The organism is Actinoalloteichus caeruleus DSM 43889 (genome assembly GCF_000429185.2).
Lineage (GTDB): Bacteria > Actinomycetota > Actinomycetes > Mycobacteriales > Pseudonocardiaceae > Actinoalloteichus_B > Actinoalloteichus_B caeruleus.
In genome coordinates, this window is the sequence record NZ_AUBJ02000001.1 from 213887 (window position 1) to 235909 (window position 22023).

The 22023-nt window shown below is 71.8% G+C and carries 16 protein-coding genes, 1 pseudogene and 2 riboswitches; of the genes and pseudogenes, 14 read left to right on the top strand and 3 right to left on the bottom strand.

The features are described from left to right. Nucleotides 1-49: 49 nt before the first annotated feature. From G443_RS00905 to G443_RS00915, 3 genes are all read left to right on the top strand, one after another. Nucleotides 50-889 (top strand): hypothetical protein, encoded by an 840-nt coding sequence (locus G443_RS00905; RefSeq protein WP_253860089.1) that lies wholly within the window; start codon nucleotides 50-52, stop codon nucleotides 887-889. Nucleotides 890-2287: 1398 nt separating this feature from the next. Next, nucleotides 2288-2839, top strand: coding sequence for a hypothetical protein (locus G443_RS00910; RefSeq protein ID WP_253860090.1), 552 nt, complete (start codon nucleotides 2288-2290; stop codon nucleotides 2837-2839). A gap of 320 nt (nucleotides 2840-3159) precedes the next feature. After that, nucleotides 3160-3528 carry a hypothetical protein gene (locus G443_RS00915; RefSeq protein WP_253860091.1) on the top strand — a complete coding sequence of 123 codons (369 nt, stop codon included), beginning with the start codon at nucleotides 3160-3162 and terminating at the stop codon, nucleotides 3526-3528. A gap of 161 nt (nucleotides 3529-3689) precedes the next feature. On the opposite strand, the gene G443_RS00920 is transcribed toward G443_RS00915, so the two are convergent. Both G443_RS00920 and G443_RS00925 read right to left on the bottom strand, forming a co-directional pair. Next, entirely contained in the window at nucleotides 3690-4769 is a 1080-nt protein-coding gene (locus G443_RS00920; protein ID WP_016700898.1) for a ribonucleotide-diphosphate reductase subunit beta, read from the bottom strand. 94 nt (nucleotides 4770-4863) lie between these two features. Further along, nucleotides 4864-7416, bottom strand: coding sequence for a ribonucleoside-diphosphate reductase subunit alpha (locus G443_RS00925; protein ID WP_245588793.1), 2553 nt, complete (start codon nucleotides 7414-7416; stop codon nucleotides 4864-4866). Nucleotides 7417-7577: 161 nt separating this feature from the next. Further along, a riboswitch (cobalamin riboswitch) is annotated at nucleotides 7578-7836 on the bottom strand. A 215-nt stretch (nucleotides 7837-8051) separates the two neighbouring features. Between G443_RS00925 and G443_RS00930 the strand changes: the two genes are divergently transcribed. The 4 genes and pseudogenes from G443_RS00930 (at nucleotide 8052) to G443_RS00945 (ending at nucleotide 11845) form a co-directional block, all read left to right on the top strand. Next, the gene (locus G443_RS00930; RefSeq protein WP_081715416.1) at nucleotides 8052-9116 is read left to right on the top strand and encodes a metal ABC transporter solute-binding protein, Zn/Mn family; all 1065 of its coding nucleotides are present in this window, start codon (nucleotides 8052-8054) and stop codon (nucleotides 9114-9116) included. Beyond that, nucleotides 9113-9987: pseudogene (locus G443_RS00935) on the top strand (metal ABC transporter ATP-binding protein). The gene G443_RS00930 and the pseudogene G443_RS00935 overlap by 4 nt, the downstream one beginning before the upstream one ends. After that, complete coding sequence (locus G443_RS00940; RefSeq protein ID WP_026418739.1) at nucleotides 9984-10922, top strand: metal ABC transporter permease; 939 nt, start codon at nucleotides 9984-9986, stop codon at nucleotides 10920-10922. Before G443_RS00935 ends, G443_RS00940 begins: the two are co-directional and overlap by 4 nt. Further along, a complete protein-coding gene (locus G443_RS00945) occupies nucleotides 10919-11845 on the top strand; it encodes a metal ABC transporter permease (protein WP_026418740.1) in 927 nt (308 codons plus the stop codon). Before G443_RS00940 ends, G443_RS00945 begins: the two co-directional genes overlap by 4 nt. A gap of 18 nt (nucleotides 11846-11863) precedes the next feature. Here G443_RS00945 and G443_RS00950 read toward each other — a convergent pair whose 3' ends face one another. Further along, the gene (locus G443_RS00950; RefSeq protein WP_026418741.1) at nucleotides 11864-12406 is read right to left on the bottom strand and encodes an acyl-CoA thioesterase; all 543 of its coding nucleotides are present in this window, start codon (nucleotides 12404-12406) and stop codon (nucleotides 11864-11866) included. A 111-nt stretch (nucleotides 12407-12517) separates the two neighbouring features. Further along, nucleotides 12518-12770: riboswitch (cobalamin riboswitch) on the top strand. A 135-nt stretch (nucleotides 12771-12905) separates the two neighbouring features. Here G443_RS00950 and metE point away from each other — a divergent pair. From metE to G443_RS00985, 7 genes are all read left to right on the top strand, one after another. Further along, entirely contained in the window at nucleotides 12906-15230 is a 2325-nt protein-coding gene (gene metE / locus G443_RS00955; protein ID WP_051313934.1) for a 5-methyltetrahydropteroyltriglutamate--homocysteine S-methyltransferase, read from the top strand. A gap of 152 nt (nucleotides 15231-15382) precedes the next feature. Beyond that, nucleotides 15383-16468: an S-(hydroxymethyl)mycothiol dehydrogenase gene (locus G443_RS00960; RefSeq protein ID WP_035292035.1), complete on the top strand. Its 1086-nt coding sequence runs from the start codon at nucleotides 15383-15385 to the stop codon at nucleotides 16466-16468. Then, entirely contained in the window at nucleotides 16468-17097 is a 630-nt protein-coding gene (locus G443_RS00965) for an MBL fold metallo-hydrolase (RefSeq protein ID WP_026418744.1), read from the top strand. The genes G443_RS00960 and G443_RS00965 overlap by 1 nt, the downstream gene beginning before the upstream one ends. 729 nt (nucleotides 17098-17826) lie before the next feature. Next, nucleotides 17827-18291: a helix-turn-helix domain-containing protein gene (locus G443_RS00970; protein WP_035292091.1), complete on the top strand. Its 465-nt coding sequence runs from the start codon at nucleotides 17827-17829 to the stop codon at nucleotides 18289-18291. Between the two features lie 474 nt (nucleotides 18292-18765). After that, entirely contained in the window at nucleotides 18766-19338 is a 573-nt protein-coding gene (locus G443_RS00975; RefSeq protein ID WP_211237525.1) for a hypothetical protein, read from the top strand. Continuing rightward, nucleotides 19339-20607 carry an MAB_1171c family putative transporter gene (locus tag G443_RS00980; RefSeq protein ID WP_026418746.1) on the top strand — a complete coding sequence of 423 codons (1269 nt, stop codon included), beginning with the start codon at nucleotides 19339-19341 and terminating at the stop codon, nucleotides 20605-20607. 5 nt (nucleotides 20608-20612) lie between these two features. Continuing rightward, complete coding sequence (locus G443_RS00985; RefSeq protein ID WP_245588784.1) at nucleotides 20613-21965, top strand: cytochrome P450 family protein; 1353 nt, start codon at nucleotides 20613-20615, stop codon at nucleotides 21963-21965. Nucleotides 21966-22023 lie beyond the last annotated feature (58 nt).

Genomic DNA, 22023 nt, shown 5'->3' on the forward strand with positions numbered 1-22023 from the left:
GGTCAGTAGCGTCGACCGGTGCGCCGTCGACGGCGCGGCAGGGGGAGACGTGTCCGAGAACGAGGAACTCGGGTCGCGGGGGGCGTCGGTGCCGCCCGGGGCGCGTGGAGCGGTGGGACCACCGCGCGGGCGGCGGGACCGACCACGGCTGGGCTGGGCGGTGCTCGCCGTGGCGGCGGCGAGTTCCCTCGTCGCGGCCGACTGGCCGGGCACTCCCACCGGCCACGGTCCGTTGCTGGCGGGGGGTGGCGTCGATGCCGAGCCGCATGCACGGGACTGCCTGCCTCCGGACGAGCGGACGCGCACGTCGACGACCAACGCCGGACCGGTCACCAACGAGGGCAGCGGTCCGGTCACCGTCACCGGGGTGTCGTTGGTCAATCCCGTGGAGATGGGTCTGGTCGAGGCGGTGTTCGTCCCCGAGGAGGGGCCGGTGAACGGAGCCGTCTACCCGCCTCCTCCCGACAAAGCTGGGGAGGGGTGGCCTGATCGGGTGGTGGCGCCGGGGGCGGTGCTGGGGCCGGGGGAGGAGTGGTGGTTCGCCGTGGGGTTGCGGAGTGAGGGGCCGGCGGCGGCGACCGAGCGGATCAGGATCGACTACGAGGACGCGGACGGTCGGGCGTACTACGCGCTGACCGGGACCTCGGTCGCCATGCGGGAGCAGTGCATCGCGTGGAGATCGACTGGCCGGACTGGTGAGTGCGAAGTGCCGGGCGCGGACCCAGCTCACCTGGAGTCGTGGTACCCGCAGTCCCGGTCGGCTGACCGAAGTGGCGGAGAATCGTTCGGCGGAGACGTCAATTCCTTCATGTTGGTAGGAAAGAAACAAGCAACGGACATGACGCCAGAAAGGGGACGAAGACTCTCCTCTGTTCGGAGTCCGACGTGACAGGGATCTCAGGAATTCGCCTCGTTCGGGTGTTCGCGGCGACTGCTGGCCGATAGTGTTCAGGTGGGTGCCCGCAGTAATCAGCTGCGTGCACTTATCGCGTTGTCCGGATCGGCGGACCCAGAGGATAAGGTGAGCGAAAAGATGCGATTGACAAAGACGGGACGTCGACTTGGAGTGGGCGGGGCGGTGATTGGCCTCATGTTGGCCCTGCTGCCCCCCCCTGGGGGTAGCGCACGCGGCGCAATCGACTGTTGGCCTTGCTCCCTCTGAGCTGATGTGTTCTGACGAACCGGTTACGCGAATCGCGGAGTCCGCTCACGTGAACACTCCAGTGCTGGTGTCGGGGCGTGTTGTCGGGGAAGGTGGTGAGATGCCCTCCGGTGGTGCGGTCGTTCGGCTGCTCGCCTGGCCCGCTGGCCGAGAGCTGGCTTCGCTCGAGGACGGTGACACATTCACCCTGACTCCCATCGCGCGGACGTCGACGGACTCCGACGGACACTACGAGCTCCGGGTTGATCCCAGCGTTGATCTGGGGAGGTTCGAGTCGGAAGATGGTCTGGTGGAGGTGAGCCTGGACGTCCAGGCTCCCGAGGGGCAGGCGAGCTACCAGGGCACGGTTGCCCCCGAGGAGGCATTGGGCGGGACCTTCTCGTCCCGGGCCGCTGGGGACGAGGTGGTGGAGCCGTCCCTGCCCAGCGAACTGGACCTGACGTTGGAGCCTGCGGGCAGCGTGGCTCGGTCGGACGTTCCCGCCGACGATGACGGTCTGGTGCACGCGCAGTACGTCAACCTTGGCGTGCGGTGGACGAATGTGGGAGCACTGTTCATCAAGGTGACCGGCGTGTGGGGAGAGCTCCAACACCTCAGCGGTGCGAATGCCGAGTTGGGGGTGGGAGTCGCCAGTAACAACGGTTCCTACAGCGCCAGTGGCACGGTGAACCGGGCCTCCGACACGACGATCGGGTTTGGCCGGCACGGCCGGTACACATACCGATTCTTCGACACCCAGCGCCCCTATGCTCGGTACACACGGTGGAACTGTTCGGGCACCCGGAGTACCTCGACGGTGCAACCGCTCGCCTACGGCGGGAACGCGGGAGCACGATCGCGGTCAGCGAGTGCGCACATTCCTCCGAACCAGCCCCGATCGCGATGCGCTCCGTACGCACCCCGAACCATTCATGATCAGACCGTGACGAAGGCAAGTACCTGGGCTACGGGGGCGAAGACCTCATCTCTTATTGGCATAGATCTGTCCGCACGTACGGGTTACTCGAACACGGCCAAAACTCGATTCGACTTCGTGGAGGCAGGCCGCGCGGTTTGCGGTACCCGGAATCACCCCGCTCAGCGAACCGAACCAGGGCCGGGCACTCTCGTTGTCCAGATGTACCCGTGAGGGCGCGGGGGTGCGCCGCCCTCCTGGCGGTCCTGCTCGCCGTCGCTGGGTGTTCCGGCGGACCTGCCCGCCACGGTCCGTTGCTGGCGGGGGGTGGCGTCGATGCCGAGCCGCATGCACGGGACTGCCTGCCTCCGGACGGGCGGACGCGCACGTCGACGACCAACGCCGGACCGGTCACCAACGAGGGCAGCGGTCCGGTCACCGTCACCGGGGTGTCGTTGGTCAATCCCGTGGAGATGGGTCTGGTCGAGGCGGTGTTCGTCCCCGAGGAGGGGCCGGTGAACGGAGCCGTCTACCCGCCTCCTCCGGACGAAGCTGGGGAGGGGTGGCCTGATCGGGTGGTGGCGCCGGGGGCGGTGCTGGGGCCGGGGGAGGAGTGGTGGTTCGCCGTGGGGTTGCGGAGTGAGGGGCCGGCGGCGGCGACCGAGCGGATCAGGATCGACTACGAGGACGCGGACGGTCGGGCGTACTACGCGCTGACCGGGACCTCGGTCGCCATGCGGGAGCAGTGCATCGGCGTGGAGATCGACTGGCCGGACTGGTGAGCGCGGAGCAGCGTGCGCGATCGAGCTCAGGTGGTGTCGGGGAGTCGGCCGTTCCGGTTCGCGGGTCGAGCGGTGTGCGGCACAAGAGCGCATCCCGCGTCCGCGACCGGGCCGGGGACGCTGGTCGTCCAGATGTACCCGTGAGGGCGCGGGGGTGCGCCGCCCTCCTGGCGGTCCTGCTCGCCATCGCTGGGTGTTCCGGCGGACCTACCCGCGACGGTCCGTTGCTGGTGGGGGGTAACGCGGATGCCGAGCCGTACGCGCGGGACTGCATGCCGCTGCACGCGGGGCCGACGGGGACCAGCAGCGTGGGGCCCGTCGTGAACGACGGGACCACGAGCCTGACCGTGACCGGCGTCGAGTTGGTGCGGCCGGTGGACATGAGCCTCGTGGAAGGGGTGTTCGTCCCCCGGGAGCAGCCGTACAACACCGTCCCGTACCCGCCTCCTCCCGACAAAGCTGGGGAGGGGTGGCCTGATCGGGTGGTGGCGCCGGGGGCGGTGCTGGGGCCGGGGGAGGAGTGGTGGTTCGCCGTGGGGTTGCGGAGTGAGGGGCCGAGGGCGGCGACCGAGCGGATCAGGATCGACTACGAGGACGCGGACGGGCGGGCGTACTACGCGCTGACCGGGACCTCGGTCGCCATGCGGGAGCAGTGCATCGGCGTGGAGATCGACTGGCCGGACTGGTGACGCCCGCTCGCGACATCATCCCCGCTGGGGGCTGATCGGCCCCGACATGACGAATCCCCGGACCCGTGCGTCGGGTCCGGGGATTCGCCCTCGCGGGCAGCCAGGCCGCCGGTCGTGCCGCGCGCCCCGTCAGGGGCCGGGGACCTCGACCCGGCGGGCGATCAGTCCCAGTCGAGGGCGGCGCCGCTCTGGTACTCGGTGACCCGGGTCTCGAAGAAGTTCTTCTCCTTCGTCAGGTCCATCATCTCCGACATCCACGGGAACGGGTTGTCCGTCTCCGGGAACACCGGCTCCAGGCCCAGCTGGGCGCAGCGGCGGTTGGTGATGAAGTGCATGTACTGCTCGCAGGACTCGGCGTTGATGCCGAGGATGCCCCGGGGCATGGTGTCGCGGCCGTAGGCGACCTCCAGGTCGCAGGCCTCCCGCAGCATCCCGCGCACCTCCTCCTGGAACTCCTCGCTCCACAGGTGCGGGTTCTCGATCTTGATCTGGTTGATCGCGTCGATGCCGAAGTTCAGGTGGATCGACTCGTCGCGCAGGATGTACTGGTACTGCTCGGCGATGCCGATCATCTTGTGCTGGCGGCCCAGCGAGAGGATCTGCGCGAAGCCGGTGTAGAACCACATGCCCTCGAAGATCACGTAGAACGCGACGAGGTCCCGCAGGAAGGCCTGGTCGGCCTCGTGGGTCCCGGTGCGGAACTCCGGGTCCTCCAGGTTCTGCGTGTAGTTCAGCGCCCAGGCGGCCTTGTCGGTGATCGAGGGCACCTCGCGGTACATGTTGAACAACTCGCCCTCGTCGAGGCCGAGGCTCTCGCAGATGTACTGGAAGGTGTGGGTGTGCACCGCCTCCTCGAAGGCCTGGCGCAGCAGGTACTGCCGGCACTCCGGGTTGGTGAGGTGCCGGTAGACGGCCAGCACGATGTTGTTGGCCACGAGCGACTCGGAGGTGGCGAAGAAGCCGAGGTTGCGCTTGATGAGGCGGCGCTCGTCGTCGGTGAGGCCGTTCGGCGACTTCCACAGCGCGATGTCGGCCTGCATGGACACCTCGGTGGGCATCCAGTGGTTGTTGCAGCCGGCCAGGTACTTCTCCCACGCCCAGTGGTACTTCAGCGGCAGCAGCTGGTTGACGTCGGCGCGGGCGTTGATCATCGCCTTGTCGTCGACGCTGACGCGCTCGGCGTCGCGGACGATCTCACCGAGACCGGTGGTGTCGGTCGAGGGCGATTCGGTGTTGGTCACGTCCTGGTCCTTTCCAGAGTTCGGTGGGGGAGCGCGGTGGGCGCTGGAGCGGGGCCGCCGGCGATGTCGGTACGGCGGCCCCACCCGCCAGTCGTCACTGGCAGGCCTCGCACTCCTGGTCCTCCACGGAGCACGCCGCGCCGTCGGCGTCCTGGGGCTTCGCGGGAGCGGCCGGCGCGGGGGCGGCGGCCGGGGCGGCCGAGGCCGAGGGCAGGTTCGGCGACACCGCGTTGAGCTTGCCGTCCGTGCCGCGCAGGGTGCTCTTCTCCACCGCGGTGGCCGCGCGGGACCGCAGGTAGTAGGTGGTCTTCAGGCCGCTGCGCCAGGCCAGCCGGTACAGGGCGTCCAGCTTGCGGCCGCTGGGGGCGTCGAGGTACAGGTTCAGCGACTGGGCCTGGTCGATCCACTTCTGCCGGCGGGAGGCGGCCAGCACCAGCCAGGACGGGTCCACCTCGAAGGCGGTCGCGTAGAGCGCCTTGAGGTCGGCGGGCACCCGGTCGATCTGGCCGAGGCTGCCGTCGTAGCGCTTGAGATCGCTGATCATGTCCTCGTCCCACAGCCCCCGCTCCTTGAGGTCGTGGACCAGGTGCGGGTTGACCACGGTGAAGTCACCGGACATGTTGGACTTGACGAACAGGTTGCGGTACAGCGGCTCGATGGACTGGCCGACGCCGCAGATGTTGGAGATCGTCGCGGTGGGGGCGATGGCCATCACGTTGGAGTTGCGCATCCCCTTGGTCCGCACCCGCTCGCGCAGGGTGTCCCAGTCCAGCCGGGTGGTGCGGTCGACCTCGAAGTTCTCGCCGCCCCGGGCCTGGGCGACCAGTTCCAGGGAGTCGATCGGCAGGATGCCCCGGCTCCACAGCGAGCCCTCGAAGGACTCGTAGCTGCCGCGCTCCTCCGCGAGGTCGCTGGACGCGGAGATCGCGTAGTAGCTGATCGCCTCCATCGTCTCGTCGGCGAACTCGACGGCGGCCTGGGACGACATCGGCAGCCGCAGCGTGAACAGCGCGTCCTGGAAGCCCATCAGGCCCAGCCCGACCGGCCGGTGCCGCAGGTTGGAGGTCCGGGCCTCGGGGATGGTGTAGAAGTTCACGTCGATGACGTTGTCGAGCATCCGCACGGCGGTGCGCACGGTGCGCTCCAGGCGGGCCTGGTCGACCCGGGGGACGCCGTCGCCGTCCGGCCGGATGTGGTTGGCCAGGTTGACCGATCCCAGGTTGCAGACCGCGACCTCCTCGGCGGAGGTGTTCAGCGTGATCTCGGTGCACAGGTTCGAGGAGTGCACCACGCCCACGTGCTGCTGCGGCGAGCGCAGGTTGCAGGGGTCCTTGAAGGTGATCCACGGGTGCCCGGTCTCGAAGAGCATCGTGAGCATCCGCCGCCACAGGTCGACGGCGCGGATGCGGCGGTACACCTGGATCTCGCCGTTGTCGGCGGCCGCCTCGTAGGCCAGGTAACGCTCCTCGAAGGCGGGGCCGGAGAGCTCGTGGAGGTCGGCGACCTCGTCCGGGGAGAACAGCGTCCACTGCTCGTTGGCGGCCACCCGGCGCATGAACAGGTCCGGCACCCAGTTCGCGGTGTTCATGTCGTGAGTGCGGCGGCGGTCGTCACCGGTGTTCTTGCGGAGGTCGAGGAACTCCTCGATGTCGATGTGCCAGGTCTCCAGGTAGGCGCAGACCGCGCCCTTGCGCTTGCCGCCCTGGTTGACGGCGACGGCGGTGTCGTTGGCGATCTTCAGGAAGGGGACGACGCCCTGGGACTGGCCGTTGGTGCCCTTGATGTGGGCGCCCATCCCCCGGACCGGGGTCCAGTCGTTGCCGAGCCCGCCGGCGTACTTCGACAGCAGCGCGTTGTTGCGGATGCCGTGGAAGATCCCGCTGAGGTCGTCGGCCACCGTCGTCAGGAAGCAGGAGGACAGCTGCGGGCGGGTGGTGCCGGAGTTGAACAGCGTGGGCGTGGAGCACATGAAGTCGAAGGACGACAGCAGCTCGTAGAACTGGATCGCCTTGCCCTCGCGGTCGTCCTCCCGCAGCGCCAGCCCCATCGCGACGCGCATGAAGAAGGCCTGCGGCAGCTCGAAGCGAACGCCGCGGTGGTGCTGGAGGTAGCGGTCGTAGAGGGTCTGGAGACCCAGGAACTGGAAGTCGAGGTCACGCTCGGGGCGCAGCGCGCGCCCGAGGCGGTCCAGGTCGAACTCGGCCAGTTCCGGGGCGAGCAGCTCGTGCTCGATCCCCCGGTGGACGAAGGCGGCGAAGGTCTCGGCGTAGCGTTCGGCCATTTCGGACTGGCTGGCCTGCTGGCCGGGTCCGAACAGGAACTCCAGTGCCTCGCGGCGGAGCTTGTCCAGCAGGAGGCGGGCGCTGACCAGCGAGTACTGCGGCTCGTTCTCCACCAGTGTCCGGGCGGCCATGATCTGCGCGGTCTCGAACTCGGCCGAGGTGATCCCGGGGTAGAGGTTGCGGACGGTCTCCTCCACCACGACCCGCTCGCTGACCCCGTCGAGACCGGCGCAGGCCTCGGCGACCACCAGCCGGAGGCGGTCGGCGTCGAGTGGCACCACCTGTCCCTGGGGGTCCCGCACGGTGAGACCGGGAGGGACCGAGGGGCCGGGTTCTGCGGCGGGGGTGGGGGACTGGCTGGCCAGTACGGTCACGACGCTCTCCTCGCGTGCTCGGCTGCGGTGACTTGCGGAGGGCGCGACGCGCGGGCATCGCGGACGGCCGTGCCCCAGACACGGTTCCGTCCCGCGAGACTGCCCGCCCGGCCCACCCTCGAAGCCGTCCGAACGACAGCGCACCCCTGGTGTCGGTGCGCGTGCTGACGGCAGGTCTTCGGACTCGTGGGCGCTCCGGCCGCCGTTGGCCGGCTTCTACTGGCCGTCGCTTCCCGGCGCCCTGGCCGGGCTCCAGTGCTTCTCGAGGCACCCGGTCCCCAGGGTTGGGCGCCATCGGACGGCGGTCGTTCCCACTCACCGCTGCGGGGCAGTTCCGGACTCGCACCGGATTCCCTCTTGCCTCGGTCGGCCCGTCGTCGGGCCTCCCGAACCATCAGCGGCCAAGAGACTACATGTTGGGGTTCGTGCCTCGCGCACCCCCAATATGGTGGCGTGTTGCCGGTTGTGATGCGTTATATTCCCGGCTGCCTCATAACCGGGTACGGTGACTTTGGGTGTGGATCTTCATGACTGCGAGTAGCGATTCGCTGGTCACGTGCGCGCGCGACACGGTGTCCCCGATGGGTTGACCAGCGGGCGTAATGATAATGATTTTCAACTAGGGTGTGGGGTTGTCGGCGGCGGTGATCGCCGCCGGCCAGCACGACCGGGAGGACATCGTGCCCGACGAACGACCAGGCTCCGCCACCGACCGGAGGTCGGCCCGACGCCGCCGCGCCAGGGTGATCCTGATCACCACCCTTGTCGCCGTGGTGGCCACGATCGGGTTGATCGTGTTCGCCCTGCGGCCCACCGACGACACCACCGCGAGAGCCACCGGTGACGAGGCCGGCCTCCGCGTCGTCGCCACCACCAACTTCCTCACCGACACCGTCCGGCGGATCGGCGGCGAACACGTCGACGTCGCGGGACTGATGGGCCCCGGAGTGGACCCCCACCTCTTCCAGGCCAGGGCCGGGCACCTCCACCAGCTCCGCGAGGCCGACCTCGTCCTCTCCGTGGGACTGCACCTGGAGGGCAACCTCCAGACCGTCCTCGACGGGCTCGGGGACACCGCGGTCGTCAGGGTCGCGGAGAGCATCCCGGAGTCGGAACTGCTCGCCGCCCCCGACACCGAGCCGGGGGACGGCGAGTTCGACCCGCACGTGTGGTTCGACGTCAGCCTCTGGTCGAGGGTGGTCGAAGGGATCAGGGACGCCCTGGTGGCCGAGGACCCCGAGCGCGCGACCGCCTACCGGGACGCCGCCGACGAGTACCTCGTCGAGCTCGCCGACCTCGACGAGGAGGTCCGGGACCGCCTCGCCGAGATCCCCGAACAGCGGCGCGTCCTGGTCACCTCGCACGACGCCTTCCGCTACCTCGGACGTGCCTACGACGTCCAGGTCGAGGCGATCCAGGGGATCTCCACGGTGGACGAGGCCACCACGGCCGACATCGACCGCGTCGCGGCGCTGATCGCCGAACGGGGAGTGCGCGCCGTCTTCGTCGAGTCGAGCGTGTCCGGGCAGAGCCTGGAGGCCGTGCTCGCCGCGGCCGGCAGCAGGGGCGCCGAGGTGACCGTGGGCGGCGAGCTCTTCTCGGACGCGGCGGGAGCGGAGGGCACCCCGGAGGGCACGTACGTGGGGATGGTGCGCGCCAACGTCGACCAGCTCGTCGAGGGGCTGCGGTGATCCCGGTCGGGGGCGGGACCCCGGGCGGTCAGCCGGTCAGTCACCAGGGGTCCGCCCTCACCGCGACCGACGTCCGCGCCGGGTATGGCGGCGCAGACGTGCTGGACGGGGTCACCCTGCGGGTACCGGCGGGTCGGCTCGCCGCCGTGGTGGGACCCAACGGGGCCGGCAAGTCCACCCTGGTCAGGGCGGCGCTCGGGCTCGTCCGGTCCAGCGGGCGCTTCACCCTGCTCGACGACACGCTCCGCGCGGTCCGTCGACGCGTCGCCTACGTCCCGCAACGCGACGCCGTCACCAGGGACTTCCCGATCACGGCCGGCCAGGTGGTCGAGATGGGCGCTACCCCCGGCGCGGCTGGTTCCGTCGACTCACCGAGGAGGACGACGCCGCAGTCGAGGGAGCGCTGCGGCGCACCGGTGTGCTCGACCTGGCCGACCGCCCCCTCGACGAACTGTCCGGTGGGCAACGCCAACGTGTCTTCCTCGCCAGGGCGCTGGCCCAGCGGGCCGACCTCCTCGTGCTGGACGAACCCTTCGCCGGGGTGGACGCCCGCACCGAGGCCGCACTGCTCGACCTGCTCACCGAGCTCTGCCGCGACGAGGGGCGCTCGGTGATCGCGGTGCACCACGACCTCCGCACGGTGCGCGAGCGCTTCGACCACGCCGTGCTGCTCGCTGGTCGGGTCCTCGCCGACGGTGCGCCCGCCGAGGTGCTCCGCCCGGAGCTGCTGGAGCACGCCTACGGCCTCGCCCCGCTGCGCGAGGAGACCGACCAGCCGGGCGCGCGCGCCCCCGCCGGCGTGGCCGCGACCGACCCCCCGGACGGACCGGGGTGGACCCCGGTGACGACAGACGGGGGCCAGGACCGGTGAACTGGCTGATCACCTCGTTGCCCCTGCCCTACCCGGAGGCGGTCGTCGCGGTGGGGGCGGCCGTCATCGGACTGGTCGCGGGTGCGCTGGGTCCCCTGGCGGTCCTGCGGGGCAGGAGCATGTTCGGGGACGCGATGAGCCACGGCACCCTGCCGGGGGTCGTCCTGGGCTTCGTGGTGGCCGGCACCAAGAACCTGCCGCTGATGCTGTTGGGTGCCGGGCTGACCGCGGCCCTGGCCGCGCTGGCCGTGATCGGCCTCGAACGGTACGCGGGCAGCCGCCCGGACGTCGCCATCGGAGTGGTGCTCTCCGCCGCGTTCACCACCGGGATCGTGCTGCTCACCGCGCTGGCCGGCACCGGGAACGCGGGCCAGAGCGGACTCTCCGACTACCTCTTCGGCCAGCCCGCCGGCATGGTGGAACGGGACGTCGTCCTGACCCTCGTGGTAGGGGGGTCCGCGCTGCTGGCGGTCGCCGTCTGGTTCCGCGTGCTGCGCACCGCCGCCTTCGACCCGGGATTCGCCGCCGTCGCGGGGGTGCCCCGCTGGGCCGTGGAGGCGGCCAGCACGGTCCTGCTCGCGGTGGCGATCGTCCTCGGCGTGCGCACGGTCGGCGCGGTGCTCATGGTCGCGCTGCTCGTGGCCCCCGCCGTCGCCGCCCGGCAACTCACCACCCGGCTCGGTGCCCTGCTGACCCTGTCCGCCGCCGTCGGGGCGACGAGCGGAGCCTCCGGAGCGCTCCTCGCCGGACGAGCCGAACTGCCGGCCGGCCCGGTCATCGTGCTGCTGGCCACGTCCGCCGCCGTGCTCGCCGTGCTGTTCGCGCCTCGTCGTGGGGTGCTGGTCCGGACCCGCCGGCCCCGTGCCGCCGGCTCGACTCCCCGCACCCCGCACGATCCGGGGGCGCGGTCCCGAGTGACGGGAGGCGCCCGGTGACCTCCGACGACCTCGTCATCGTCCTGACCGCCGGCCTGCTGGCCACGTCGTGCGGCCTGCTCGGGACCTTCCTGGTGCTGCGCGGACGCGCACTGCTGCCCGACGCGGTCAGCCACGCGGTGCTGCCGGGGATCGTGGGCGTCTACCTGGTGACCGGGGGCCGGGACACGATCGCCATGCTGCTCGGCGCGACCCTCTTCGGCGTGGTCTGCGTGCTCGCCTTCCAGGCGCTCCGCCGCAGCGGGATCGTCGCCTCCGACGCCGCCATCGCGCTCGTCTTCCCCGCGCTGTTCTCGCTGGGCGTGCTGGGCGTCAGCCAGTACACCTCCGGGGTCCACCTCGACCTCGACTCGACCATCTACGGCGAGCTGACCTTCGCGCCGCTGCGCACCCTGGACCTCGGGGGCACCCAGGTGCCCCGGTCCCTGCTGATCACCGGTGCCGCCGCCGTCGTCGTCCTGGCCGTCGTCGTCCTGTTCTGGCGTCCGCTCGTGCTCACGAGTTTCGACCCCGAGTTCGCCGAGGCCACCGGAATCAGGGTGCGGCTCGTCGAACGGGGGCTGTTGGTGCTGGTCGCGGCCGTGGCCGTGACCGCGTTCGAGAGCATCGGAGCCATCCTGGTCGTGACGTTCTTCGTCGTCCCCTCGGCCACGGCCCAGCTGGTCGCCCGGCGGCTCGACAGCATGCTCGGCATCGCCGTCGCCGTGGGCTGGGTGAGCGCGCTGCTCGGGCAGCGGGCCGCCGTGCGCCTGGACAGCTCGGTGGCCGGCTCGATCGGACTGGCCGCGGTCGGGCTCTTCGTGGTGGCCCTGGTGTTCGCCCCGCGACGGGGTCTGCTGTGGCGGCGGCGCGGACGGGTCCCCCGCGACAGCCCGACCCGCCGCTCCGGGACGAGCGCCGGCGCCACTGCCCGACGGGGCTAGGGGAGCGGCCGGCCGGGATCAGCCGCCGTTCGGGTTCCTCGGGTTGTCCGTGCGGTGCTGGCGGATCGCCTCCCGCCGGGCCAGGCGGTGCTGGCGGCGGATCTCGGCCTCCGCCCACCGCCGGCGGTCATCGGGCGTCACCGGCGTCAGCGGGGGCACCGGACGCGGCCGGTTCTCGGCGTCGACCGCCACGAACACGAGGTAGGCACTCGCCACGTGGGTCGCCGGGACGGACTCGTTCCACCGTTCCGCCACCACGCGCACCCCGACCTCCATCGAGGTGCGGCCCGTCCAGTTCACCTGGGCGCTGGCGTGGACGAGATCCCCCACCTTCACCGGCACCAGGAACAGCATCTCGTCCATGAAGACCGTCAGGGCCGTGCCACCGGAGTGCCGGCCGGCGCACGCGGCCGCCACGTCGTCGACGAACTTCATGATCACGCCACCGTGCACCGTGCCGTAGAGGTTCGTGTCGGAGCCGGTCATGATCTGGCTGAGCGTGGTCGCCGCCGCGGAGTTGGGCTTGCCGGGAAGGGGTGTGCCGGGCGTGTCGGAGGGCATGCCCCGAGCCTAAGTCCCCGCTCATCCCCCACGCCCGCCGACCGTCGGCCCAGCTCACGAGCCCGACCGTCCACCATGTGCGACACCGGCCGAACGGGTCGGTTTTCTCGCTACGATGCGGCCGCTGGTGGTTCGCGAGGCCCCGAGGGGCCGGACGGAGCAAGAGGGAACCCGGTGCGAGTCCGGGACTGCCCCCGCAGCGGTGAGCGGGAACGAACGCCGTCCCCGTCCCGGTCGTGAGACCAGGGCGGGAAGAGCACTGGACACCCCGACGGGGCGCCTGGGAAGCGACGGCCAGTAGGGGCCGACCAGCACGGTCGGCGTGCCCGCGAGTCCGAAGACCTGCCACCGGCGTGCGCGTCGCCCGGCGCGCACCGGTCCGGACCCGGTGGGAGGCACGACCGTCTGCCCCAGGCGCCCGCCTGGCGCGTGGCTCCACGGCCGCGCGGGAACACCGCCTCCCCGGCCGGACGTGGTACGAGCTCGCGAGGAGAGAGCAGTGACCGACGTTCCGACCACCCCCCGCCCCGCCCCGACCCCGTTGGGCTCGACCGTGCTCGGCTACCCCAGGATCGGCCGCGACCGTGAACTCAAGCGCGCCGTCGAGGCGTACTGGGCCGGGCGGATCGACCAGGACGAACTCCGCCGGGTCGGCGCGAGCATCCGGTCCGAGACGTGGACCGGCCTGCTGGAGGCAGGCCTCGGCTCCGTCCCCGGCAACACCTTCTCCTACTACGACCAGGTCCTCGACACCGCCGTCATGCTCGGCGCGGTCCCGGACCGTTTCCGACGGCTCGGTCTCGACCCGCTCGACACCTACTTCGCCGCCGCCCGGGGACGTGGCGACGCGGCCCCCCTCGAGATGACGAAGTGGTTCGACACCAACTACCACTACCTCGTCCCCGAACTGGGCCCCGACACCGAGTTCTCGCTGTCGGACGACAAACCGGTCGCCGAGTACCGGGAGGCCAGGGCGCTGGGGGTGACCACCAGGCCGGTGGTGCTCGGGCCCGTGACCTTCCTGCTGCTGGCGAAGCGCGCCGAGGACGCGCCGGAGGACTTCACCCCGCTGAGCCTCCTCGACCGGCTGCTGCCCGTCTACGAGCGGCTGCTGACCGAGCTCGGCGAGGCGGGTGTCGAGTGGGTGCAGCTGGACGAGCCCGCCTTCGCGGCCGACCGCTCCGAGGGCGACCTGGCCGCACTCCGCGCCGCCTACGACCGGCTCTCCGCCGTAGCCAACCGCCCGGCGCTGCTGGTCGCCGGCTACTACGGCGACCTCGGCCCCGCGCTGGGCGTGCTCGCCGACACCGGAGTGGAGGCCGTGGCCGTCGACCTGGTGGCCGGCCCCTCCTCCGTGGACGACCTGACCGGGCTGAGCGGCCTGCGGACCAAGACCGTCCTCGCCGGCGTCGTCGACGGCCGCAACATCTGGCGCACCGACCTGGACGCCGCGCTGGGCGCCTGCGCCACCCTGCTGGGGGTGGCCGGCTCGGTGCACGTCTCCAGCTCGGCACCGCTGCTGCACGTGCCCTACGACGTCCGTCGCGAGACGCGCATCGACCCCACCGTCCGCTCCTGGCTGGCCTTCGCGGAGCAGAAGGTCGCCGAGGTCGTCCTGCTCGAGCGCGCGCTCACCGGCGGGACGGGGGAGGTCGCCGAGGAACTGGCCGGCGCCCGGGAGGTCCTGGCCGGCCGGTCCAGCGCCGCCGGTCGCAACCACCAGGTCCGGGCCCAGATCGACGCGTTGCGGCCCGAGCACCGGACCCGGGGCGACTACGAGGTCCGCGCCAAGGCCCAGCAGGACAAGCTGGGGCTGCCGCCGCTGGCGACCACCACCATCGGCTCCTTCCCGCAGACCGACGACATCCGCAGGGCGCGCGCGCTGCGCCGGGCCGGCCGCCTCTCCGAGGACGAGTACCGCCGTCGGATGCGGATCGAGATCGAGCGGGTCATCCGCTTCCAGGAGGACATCGGCCTGGACGTGCTCGTCCACGGTGAGCCGGAACGCAACGACATGGTGCAGTACTTCGCCGAGCACCTCGACGGGTTCGCCGCCACCGAGCACGGCTGGGTGCAGTCCTACGGTTCCCGGTGCGTGCGACCCCCGATCCTGCACGGGGACGTCAGCCGTCCCGCCCCGATCACGGTCGACTGGAGTTCCTACGCCCAGAGCCTGACCGACCGCCCGGTCAAGGGAATGCTCACCGGACCGGTGACCATCCTGGCCTGGTCCTTCGTCCGGGACGACCAACCGCTCGCGGACACCGCCGCCCAGGTGGCGCTGGCGCTGCGCGGGGAGGTCCGCGATCTCGAGGCCGCCGGTCTGCGGGTCATCCAGGTCGACGAACCGGCGCTGCGGGAACTCCTGCCGTTGCGCGCCGCCGACCGCGCCGCGTACCTGTCGTGGGCCGTGGACGCCTTCCGCCTGGCGACCGCGGGGGTCTCGGACGGCACCCAGATCCACACCCACCTCTGCTACTCGGAGTTCGGGGACGTCATCGAGGCGATCGACGGGCTGGACGCCGACGTCACCACCATCGAGGCCGCCCGATCGCGGATGGAGGTCCTGGCGGACCTGCACGAGATCGGGTACCGACGCGGCGTCGGTCCGGGCGTGTACGACATCCACTCGCCCCGGGTCCCCGCGGTCGAGGAGGTCACCGGCCTCGTGGAGGCGGCGCTCGCCGCCGTCCCAGGGCAGCGGTTGTGGATCAACCCGGACTGCGGGCTCAAGACCCGTGGCTACCCGGAGGTCGAGCCGGCGTTGCGCGCGTTGGTGAGCGCCAGCGCGACCGCGCGCGCCGCGCTGGCCGGCGCCGAGTGACGGACTGACGGGGGACGGCCGGCAGGTGGCCGGCGAGTGCGCACCACCAGAACGTGGCGGTGGCGCTCGTCGGCCACGTCCAGCAGGATCTACCTCTGGCCGTGGCCGCCCGTCCCGGGCGGCCGAGCACCACACGAGGGAGGTCCGGTCCGTTGCCGCACGAGGTTCGCGGAGTCGTGTCCAGGAGCAAGGACGCGCCCGTCACGGTGGAGACGATCGTGGTACCCGACCCGGGGCCCGGGGAGGCGGTGGTCCGCGTCCTGGCCTGCGGGGTCTGCCACACCGACCTGCACTACCGCCAGGGCGGGATCAACGACGAGTTCCCCTTCCTGCTCGGGCACGAGGCCGCCGGCGTCGTGGAGGAGGTCGGCGAGGGCGTCACCGACCTCCGGCCGGGGGACTACGTGGTGCTGAACTGGCGCGCGGTGTGCGGGAAGTGCCGCGCCTGTCGGCGAGGCCGCCCCTGGTACTGCTTCGACACGCACAACGCGGCCAGGAAGATGACCCTGGCCGACGGAACACCGCTCACCCCGGCGCTGGGCATCGGGGCCTTCGCCGAGAAGACCCTGGTGCACGCCGGGCAGTGCACCAAGGTCGACCCCGCCGCCGAACCGGCCGTCGCGGGCCTGCTGGGCTGCGGCGTGATGGCCGGCATCGGGGCCGCCATCAACACCGGATCGGTCGGCCGGGGCGACAGCGTGGCGGTGATCGGGTGCGGGGGCGTTGGCGACGCCGCGATCGCCGGGAGCAGGCTCGCCGGGGCGTCGACGATCATCGCCGTCGACATCGACGAGCGGAAGTTGGAGACGGCGCGCCGGTTCGGCGCCACCCACACCGTGGCCGCGCGTGAGGTCGACGTCGTGGAGCGCGTCCGCGAGCTGACCAACGGCTTCGGCGCGGACGTCGTCATCGACGCCGTCGGGCGGCCCGAGACCTTCCGCCAGGCCTTCTACGCCCGTGACCTGGCCGGAACCGTCGTCCTGGTGGGGGTGCCCACTCCGGAGATGACCATCGAACTGCCGCTGCTGGACGTCTTCTCCCGGGGCGGGGCGGTGAAGTCCTCCTGGTACGGCGACTGCCTGCCCGACCGGGACTTCCCCATGCTCATCGACCTGTACCTCCAGGGACGGCTGAACCTCGCCGACTTCGTCACCGAGCGGATCTCGCTCGACGACGTGGAGGAGGCGTTCGAGAGGATGCACCACGGCGACGTGCTGCGCTCGGTGGTGATGCTCTGATGGCCGCCTCGATCGAACGTGTGGTGACCTCGGGCACCTTCAGCCTGGACGGTCAGGACTTCGACGTGGACAACAACGTCTGGCTCGTGGGCGACGACCGCGAGGTGCTGGTCGTCGACCCGGCGCACGACGCGCGGGCGGTGCTGGCCGCGGTGGGCGACCGCTCGGTCGTGGCCGTCGCCTGCACCCACGGGCACAACGACCACGTCAACGCCGCGGTCGAGGTCGCCTCGGCGACCGGCGCTCCTGTGCTGATCAACCCGGAGGACCGCCACCTCTGGGATGTCGCGCACCCCGGCCGGGCACCCGATGGTGAGCTGGTGGACGGTGCCGAGCTCACCGTGGCCGGTCTGACCCTGCGGGTGTTGGCCACGCCCGGTCACAGCTGGGGTTCGGTCAGCCTGCACGTGCCCGAGCTGACCGCGGTCCTGACCGGTGACACCCTGTTCCAGGGCGGCCCCGGTGCCACCGGACGGTCCTTCTCCGATTTCCCGACGATCATCGCCTCGATCCGGGACCGCCTGCTGACGTTGCCGGCGGAGACCGTCGTCCACACCGGGCACGGGGACACCACGACGATCGGAGCGGAGGCCCCGCACCTCCAGGAGTGGATTGACCGGGGGCACTGACCTCCGGCCCGTCACCCGGGTGGCCCTCGGGGTGACGAACGGGCGGTCCGACCGGCCAGCGCGCCCTCGGCGAGGGGTGGTCGGTCGGAACCGCCCGTCAGCCCGATCCCCCTCCCGCCAACGTGGCCCCGTCACCGCCAGGGGAGCTCCGCGCCTCCGACGGGAGCCCGCCCACTCATCCGGTCCGGCTCCGGCGCCCCCGAGTTCCCTCGGGTCCCCGCCCGCGACGTCGGGAGCCGGCATGGCGGGTTCACGGCTCCTGGCCCCTGGCGGGACCGTCCCTGCCAGCGGTGCGCCGGCTCCCCGGTGTGTGGGGACGCCGGACGTGGCGGCGACGGGATACGGAGAGAGCGGGGAAGCGGAGCCGTGCCATCGCGATCCTCGCCGCCCGTGGGCCGGCTGGCGGTAGGCTGTGGTCGTTCGGGCTCGCGGTGTCAACACCCAGTGCCGGGATCGGCGAGAACGGGGTGTGGACGAGGGATTTGCCCACCACCTGGGTGCCTCCCCTGCGCCCAAGTGGTGGACTGCCCCCCAGCCCCCAGACAAGGAAGACCGGTGCCCCTCGGCATTTCCACTCCACTGAAAGTGGATCGGAGGATGCTTTCAGGACAGTTGAGTCGTTCCTTGCCGCGAGTCTAAGGTGAGAGCGGAGTCCGTTTCAACCCACGTGAAGAGATTGCTCCGTTGGGGTCGTTGTGAGTCTAAGTCGGGGGGACTGAGAGGGTGGCGATGGCCGAGGCGGAGAAGCCCGAGACGCGCACACTGGCCGGCAAGCTGAACCACCTCTTCGCCCGCGTGCACCCGCCGGGACAGGGGGAGTACAGCAACGAGCACGTCGCCGCCGCGATCCGCGAACGTGGGGTGAACATCTCCCAGAGCTACATCTGGGCGCTCCGGAAGGGACGGTCGGACAACCCCACCAAGCGGCACCTGGAGGCGCTCGCCGAGTTCTTCGGAGTCCACGTCGGCTACTTCTTCGACGACGCGCTCGCGCACCGTGTCGACGCCCAACTCGACCTCGTCAACGCCCTGCGCGACGCCAACGTCCGGGACGTCGCCCTCCGCACCATGCAGCTCGACGACGACGCACGACGCTCGGTGGCCCGGATCGTGGAGGAGATCAGCCAGATGCGGGCCGCTGGGCGGACGCCCCCACCCGCCACGGCGTCCGACGCCGACGACCCACGTCGCTGAGCCCGGGACCGGGGCAGGGGCGCGGTCCCACTCCCCGCTCCCTCCTGCCAGCCGTCCCACTTCCCGGCGTCCACCGGGGCGGGCAGGTCGGGACTCGTCCGCGCGCCGCGCCGCGCTTCGCTGCTCCAGGCGGAGATCCGTCGTTCGGCCGAACGGTGGTGCCCCGGGTTGGGGGGATGTCGGGCTCGCTCCGGACGGCATAATGATCGGCGGGTCCCCCGCCAGCCCGCCACGTCGGTCACCCCGCGCGGTGCGCACCGCGGGTGACCCGCCGCTGGTGGTCCTACACCCGGGGTGCCCCGCCGTCCGCCGGGCCAGCGGCCACCCGTGGTGTGGCGGCCAGGGGAACCACGGGTCCGGCCCGGACACGGTCACGAGCCGTGCCGCCCGCCCTCGAGGAGCACCGGGAGGGAAGGGAACGTGGTCGGTGACCAGCGGACGCGGACGACGCGGCAACCCCTGGCGTGCCTACGGATGGCACGCCCGCACGCGCCGCCGTTGACGAGGGAGGTGGCCACCTCGGTGCACTACCACGACCTGCGCCGGCGCTGTGAGGAACGGGTGCGTCAGCTCGACCGGAGCGCGGGGATCCCCCGCCCGTTCGACCTCACCGTGTTCCTCGACCGGCTCGCCCACCACCGAGGGCGCCCCATCACGCTGCACCCCAGCGACCACGTCGCGGGCCGGGCGTGCGGGATGTGGCTCGATCTCGGCGACATGGACGTGATCGCCCACGCCCGGACGACCCCCCTCCACGTGTGGCACATCGTGCTGCACGAGGTGGGGCACATGATCTCCGACCACGCCGGGGCGCACCTGCTGGACCGCGACTTCCTCCGCGCGCTGGCCCCGGACCTCGATCCGGACGTGGTCGTGAGGACCTTGGGGCGTTCCTCCTACTCCGCGGTGGAGGAACAGGAGGCCGAGATGATCGCCTCGCTCATCCTGGGGCGGGCGGGCGCACCACCCAGGCGCTCCCACCGATCGGACACCTCGCCGGACATCGCCCAGGCCGCGGACCGAGCCGAAGACATCTTTGGGGTGTGAATGGTCACCGCACTGTTCCTGACCGTCTCGCTGCTCGTCTCCCTCGCCGCGGCCTTCCGGGCGGTGCGCAACCTGAGACGGGGCCCTGGCGGGAACCCGGGCAGGTGGGCGCTCGTCGGCGTGCTGGGTTCACTGGGGTTCGCCTTCCTCGTCCTCGCCCCCGCGACGCAGGCCGTGCTCGCCGGCATCTACCCCAACATCGGCCGGTTGCTGTCCAACCTCGGGACCCTCGCCGCCGCCTTCTCCGCGGTGATGCTGCTGCTGTACCTCGCTCACCCGCCCGAGGAGGCACGCCGACGGGCCCCCCGCCGGTTCCTGGTGTTCGCGGTCGCCGAACTCGCGCTCCTCGTCCTGTTCCTCGCCGCCGACATCCCCGAGTCCCGGGGGCTGTTCGGCGAGTACTACTCGACCCACCCGACACTCGCCGGCTACGTCCTCGTCTACTCCGCCTACCTGGGCGCCGTCCTGGTCGACCTCGCCTGGCTGGGGTTGAGGTACTCGAACGCCACGGGCGGGAGCCTGCGCATCGGACTCCGGGTCCTCGCCGTCGGCTGCGTCCTGGGACTCTCGTACGTCGCGGAGAAGCTGTACAGCACGACGCGCGCCGCGTTGGAGGGGCCCGAAACCGGGTCGGAGTCCTACTGCGTCACGCCGTTCGACAACTTCGGCTGCGCGATGTCGGTCGGGATGCCGGCGGCGTCCGTGCTGGTCATGACCGTCGGGCTGCTGCTGCCCGCCGTCGCCCCGATCATCAACCGGCTCGTCAGGGCTCCGGGGGAGTGGCGCGCCTACCGTGAGCTGCGCCCGCTGTGGGCGGCGCTGTACGAGGCCGTGCCGGAGATCGCGCTGACCTCCCCCGACGCCGTCAAGGGCGACTACGGCCGGCGCGACGTGGGCATGCGCCTCTACCGCCGCGTCATCGAGATCCGGGACGGTGTGCTCGCGCTCCGGCCCTATCGGGACCCCTCCGTCGCCGAACAGGTGGGCGGCGCGGGCCGCGCGGCCGGTCTCACGGGAGAGGACCTCGCCGCCACCGTCGAGGCGGCGGTGATCAGCGCGGCCATCGCCGGCGCACGGTCCGGCCGGCCGGTCGACCCCGGTGGTGGCGACTCGGCCTCCCCCGACCCCGGGCCGGAGACCGCCCTACCGCCTGACCTGGCCAGCGAGACCGCCTTCCTGCGTCGGGTCTCGGTCGCCTTCGTCTCCTCGGCGCTGGTGCGGCCCCACCGGGGCGAGCGCGCCTCCGACGACGTGCCCTCGGGGGCCTGATCGGCATGGCGGCAGCAAGGGAGCACCACCCGGAAGTCCCGAAGCCCGGCCAGGGGGCGGACGGCCCGGCCGAGCGCCCGATCGGGGCGGGTTGTCCCTCGGCGGCGGCACGGCGGGCACCAGACCAGCCGCCCACCGGGGACGAGGACGGGCCCGACCTCTTCCAGGACGAGTGGTTCCGCGACCCCCACCCCACCTACGCCCGCCTGCGGGCCGAGTGCCCGGTGCGCCAGGTCAGGTCCCCCGGGGGCCACGAGGCCTGGATCGTCCTCGGGTACGCCGAGGCCCGGGAGGCCCTGGCCGACGGCAGGATCAGCAAGGACGTGCGCGCCGCGGGCCACATCTTCGCGAGGAGCGGCCGGCGCAGGGACCTCGCCCCGGCCGTCAGCCAGACCATGCTGGCCACCGACCCACCGGACCACACACGGCTGCGGGGCCTGGCCAGGGCGGCCTTCACACCGGCGGCGGTCCACCGCCTGCGCCCGAGGATCCGGGCCATCGCCGAGGGACTGGCCGAGTCGATGGCGGCCGAGGCCGGCCCGGTGGACCTCGTCGAGCGTTTCGCGCTGCCCCTGCCGGTGACCGTCATCTGCGAACTGCTCGCCGTCCCCGAGGCCGACCGCGCGGCGCTCGGCGCGTGGTCCTCGCGGCTTTTCCTCGCCGGGCAGCCCGAGGTGATCGACGAGGCGTCCCACCAACTCGCGGACTACCTGTCCGAACTGGTCGAACGGCGTCGCCGCCAACCCGGCGACGACCTGCTCTCCGAGCTGATCGCCGCCCGGGACGCGGGCGACCGGCTCAGCGAGGGCGAACTCGTCTCGCTGGCGGCCCTGCTGCTGATCGCCGGCCACGAGACCACCACGAACCTGCTGGGTACCGCCGTGCTCTCCCTGCTCACCCATCCCGAGCAGCTCGCCTGGCTGCGCGCGGACCTCGCTCGGCTGCCGGCCGCGGTCGAGGAGCTCCTGCGGCACGACGGTCCGGTGAACGTCGCCACCTTCCGGTTCACCACCGAACCGGTGCGGCTCGCGGGGGTCGACCTGCCGGCCGACGCCGTCGTGATGGTCTCGCTCGGTGCCGCCGACCGGGACCCGTCCCGTTTCCCCGAGCCCGACCGGCTGGACCTCCGCCGACGGAGCGCGGGCCACCTGGCCTTCGGGCACGGCATCCACTACTGCCTCGGAGCGCCGCTGGCGCGGGCCGAGGCCGAGATCGGTCTGGGGGTGCTGCTGAGGCGGTTTCCCGGGCTCCGGCTGGCCGGGCCCCCCGAGGAGGTCGGGTGGCGCCGGAGCAGGCTCATGCGGGGCCCGGAGAGCCTGTTCGTGTTGACCCGGGCCGAGGCGGGCACGGCACCCTGACCGGCTCGGTACCACCGCCGCGTCCTCGGGCAACGCGCCCACGTGGCGGGGCGGACCG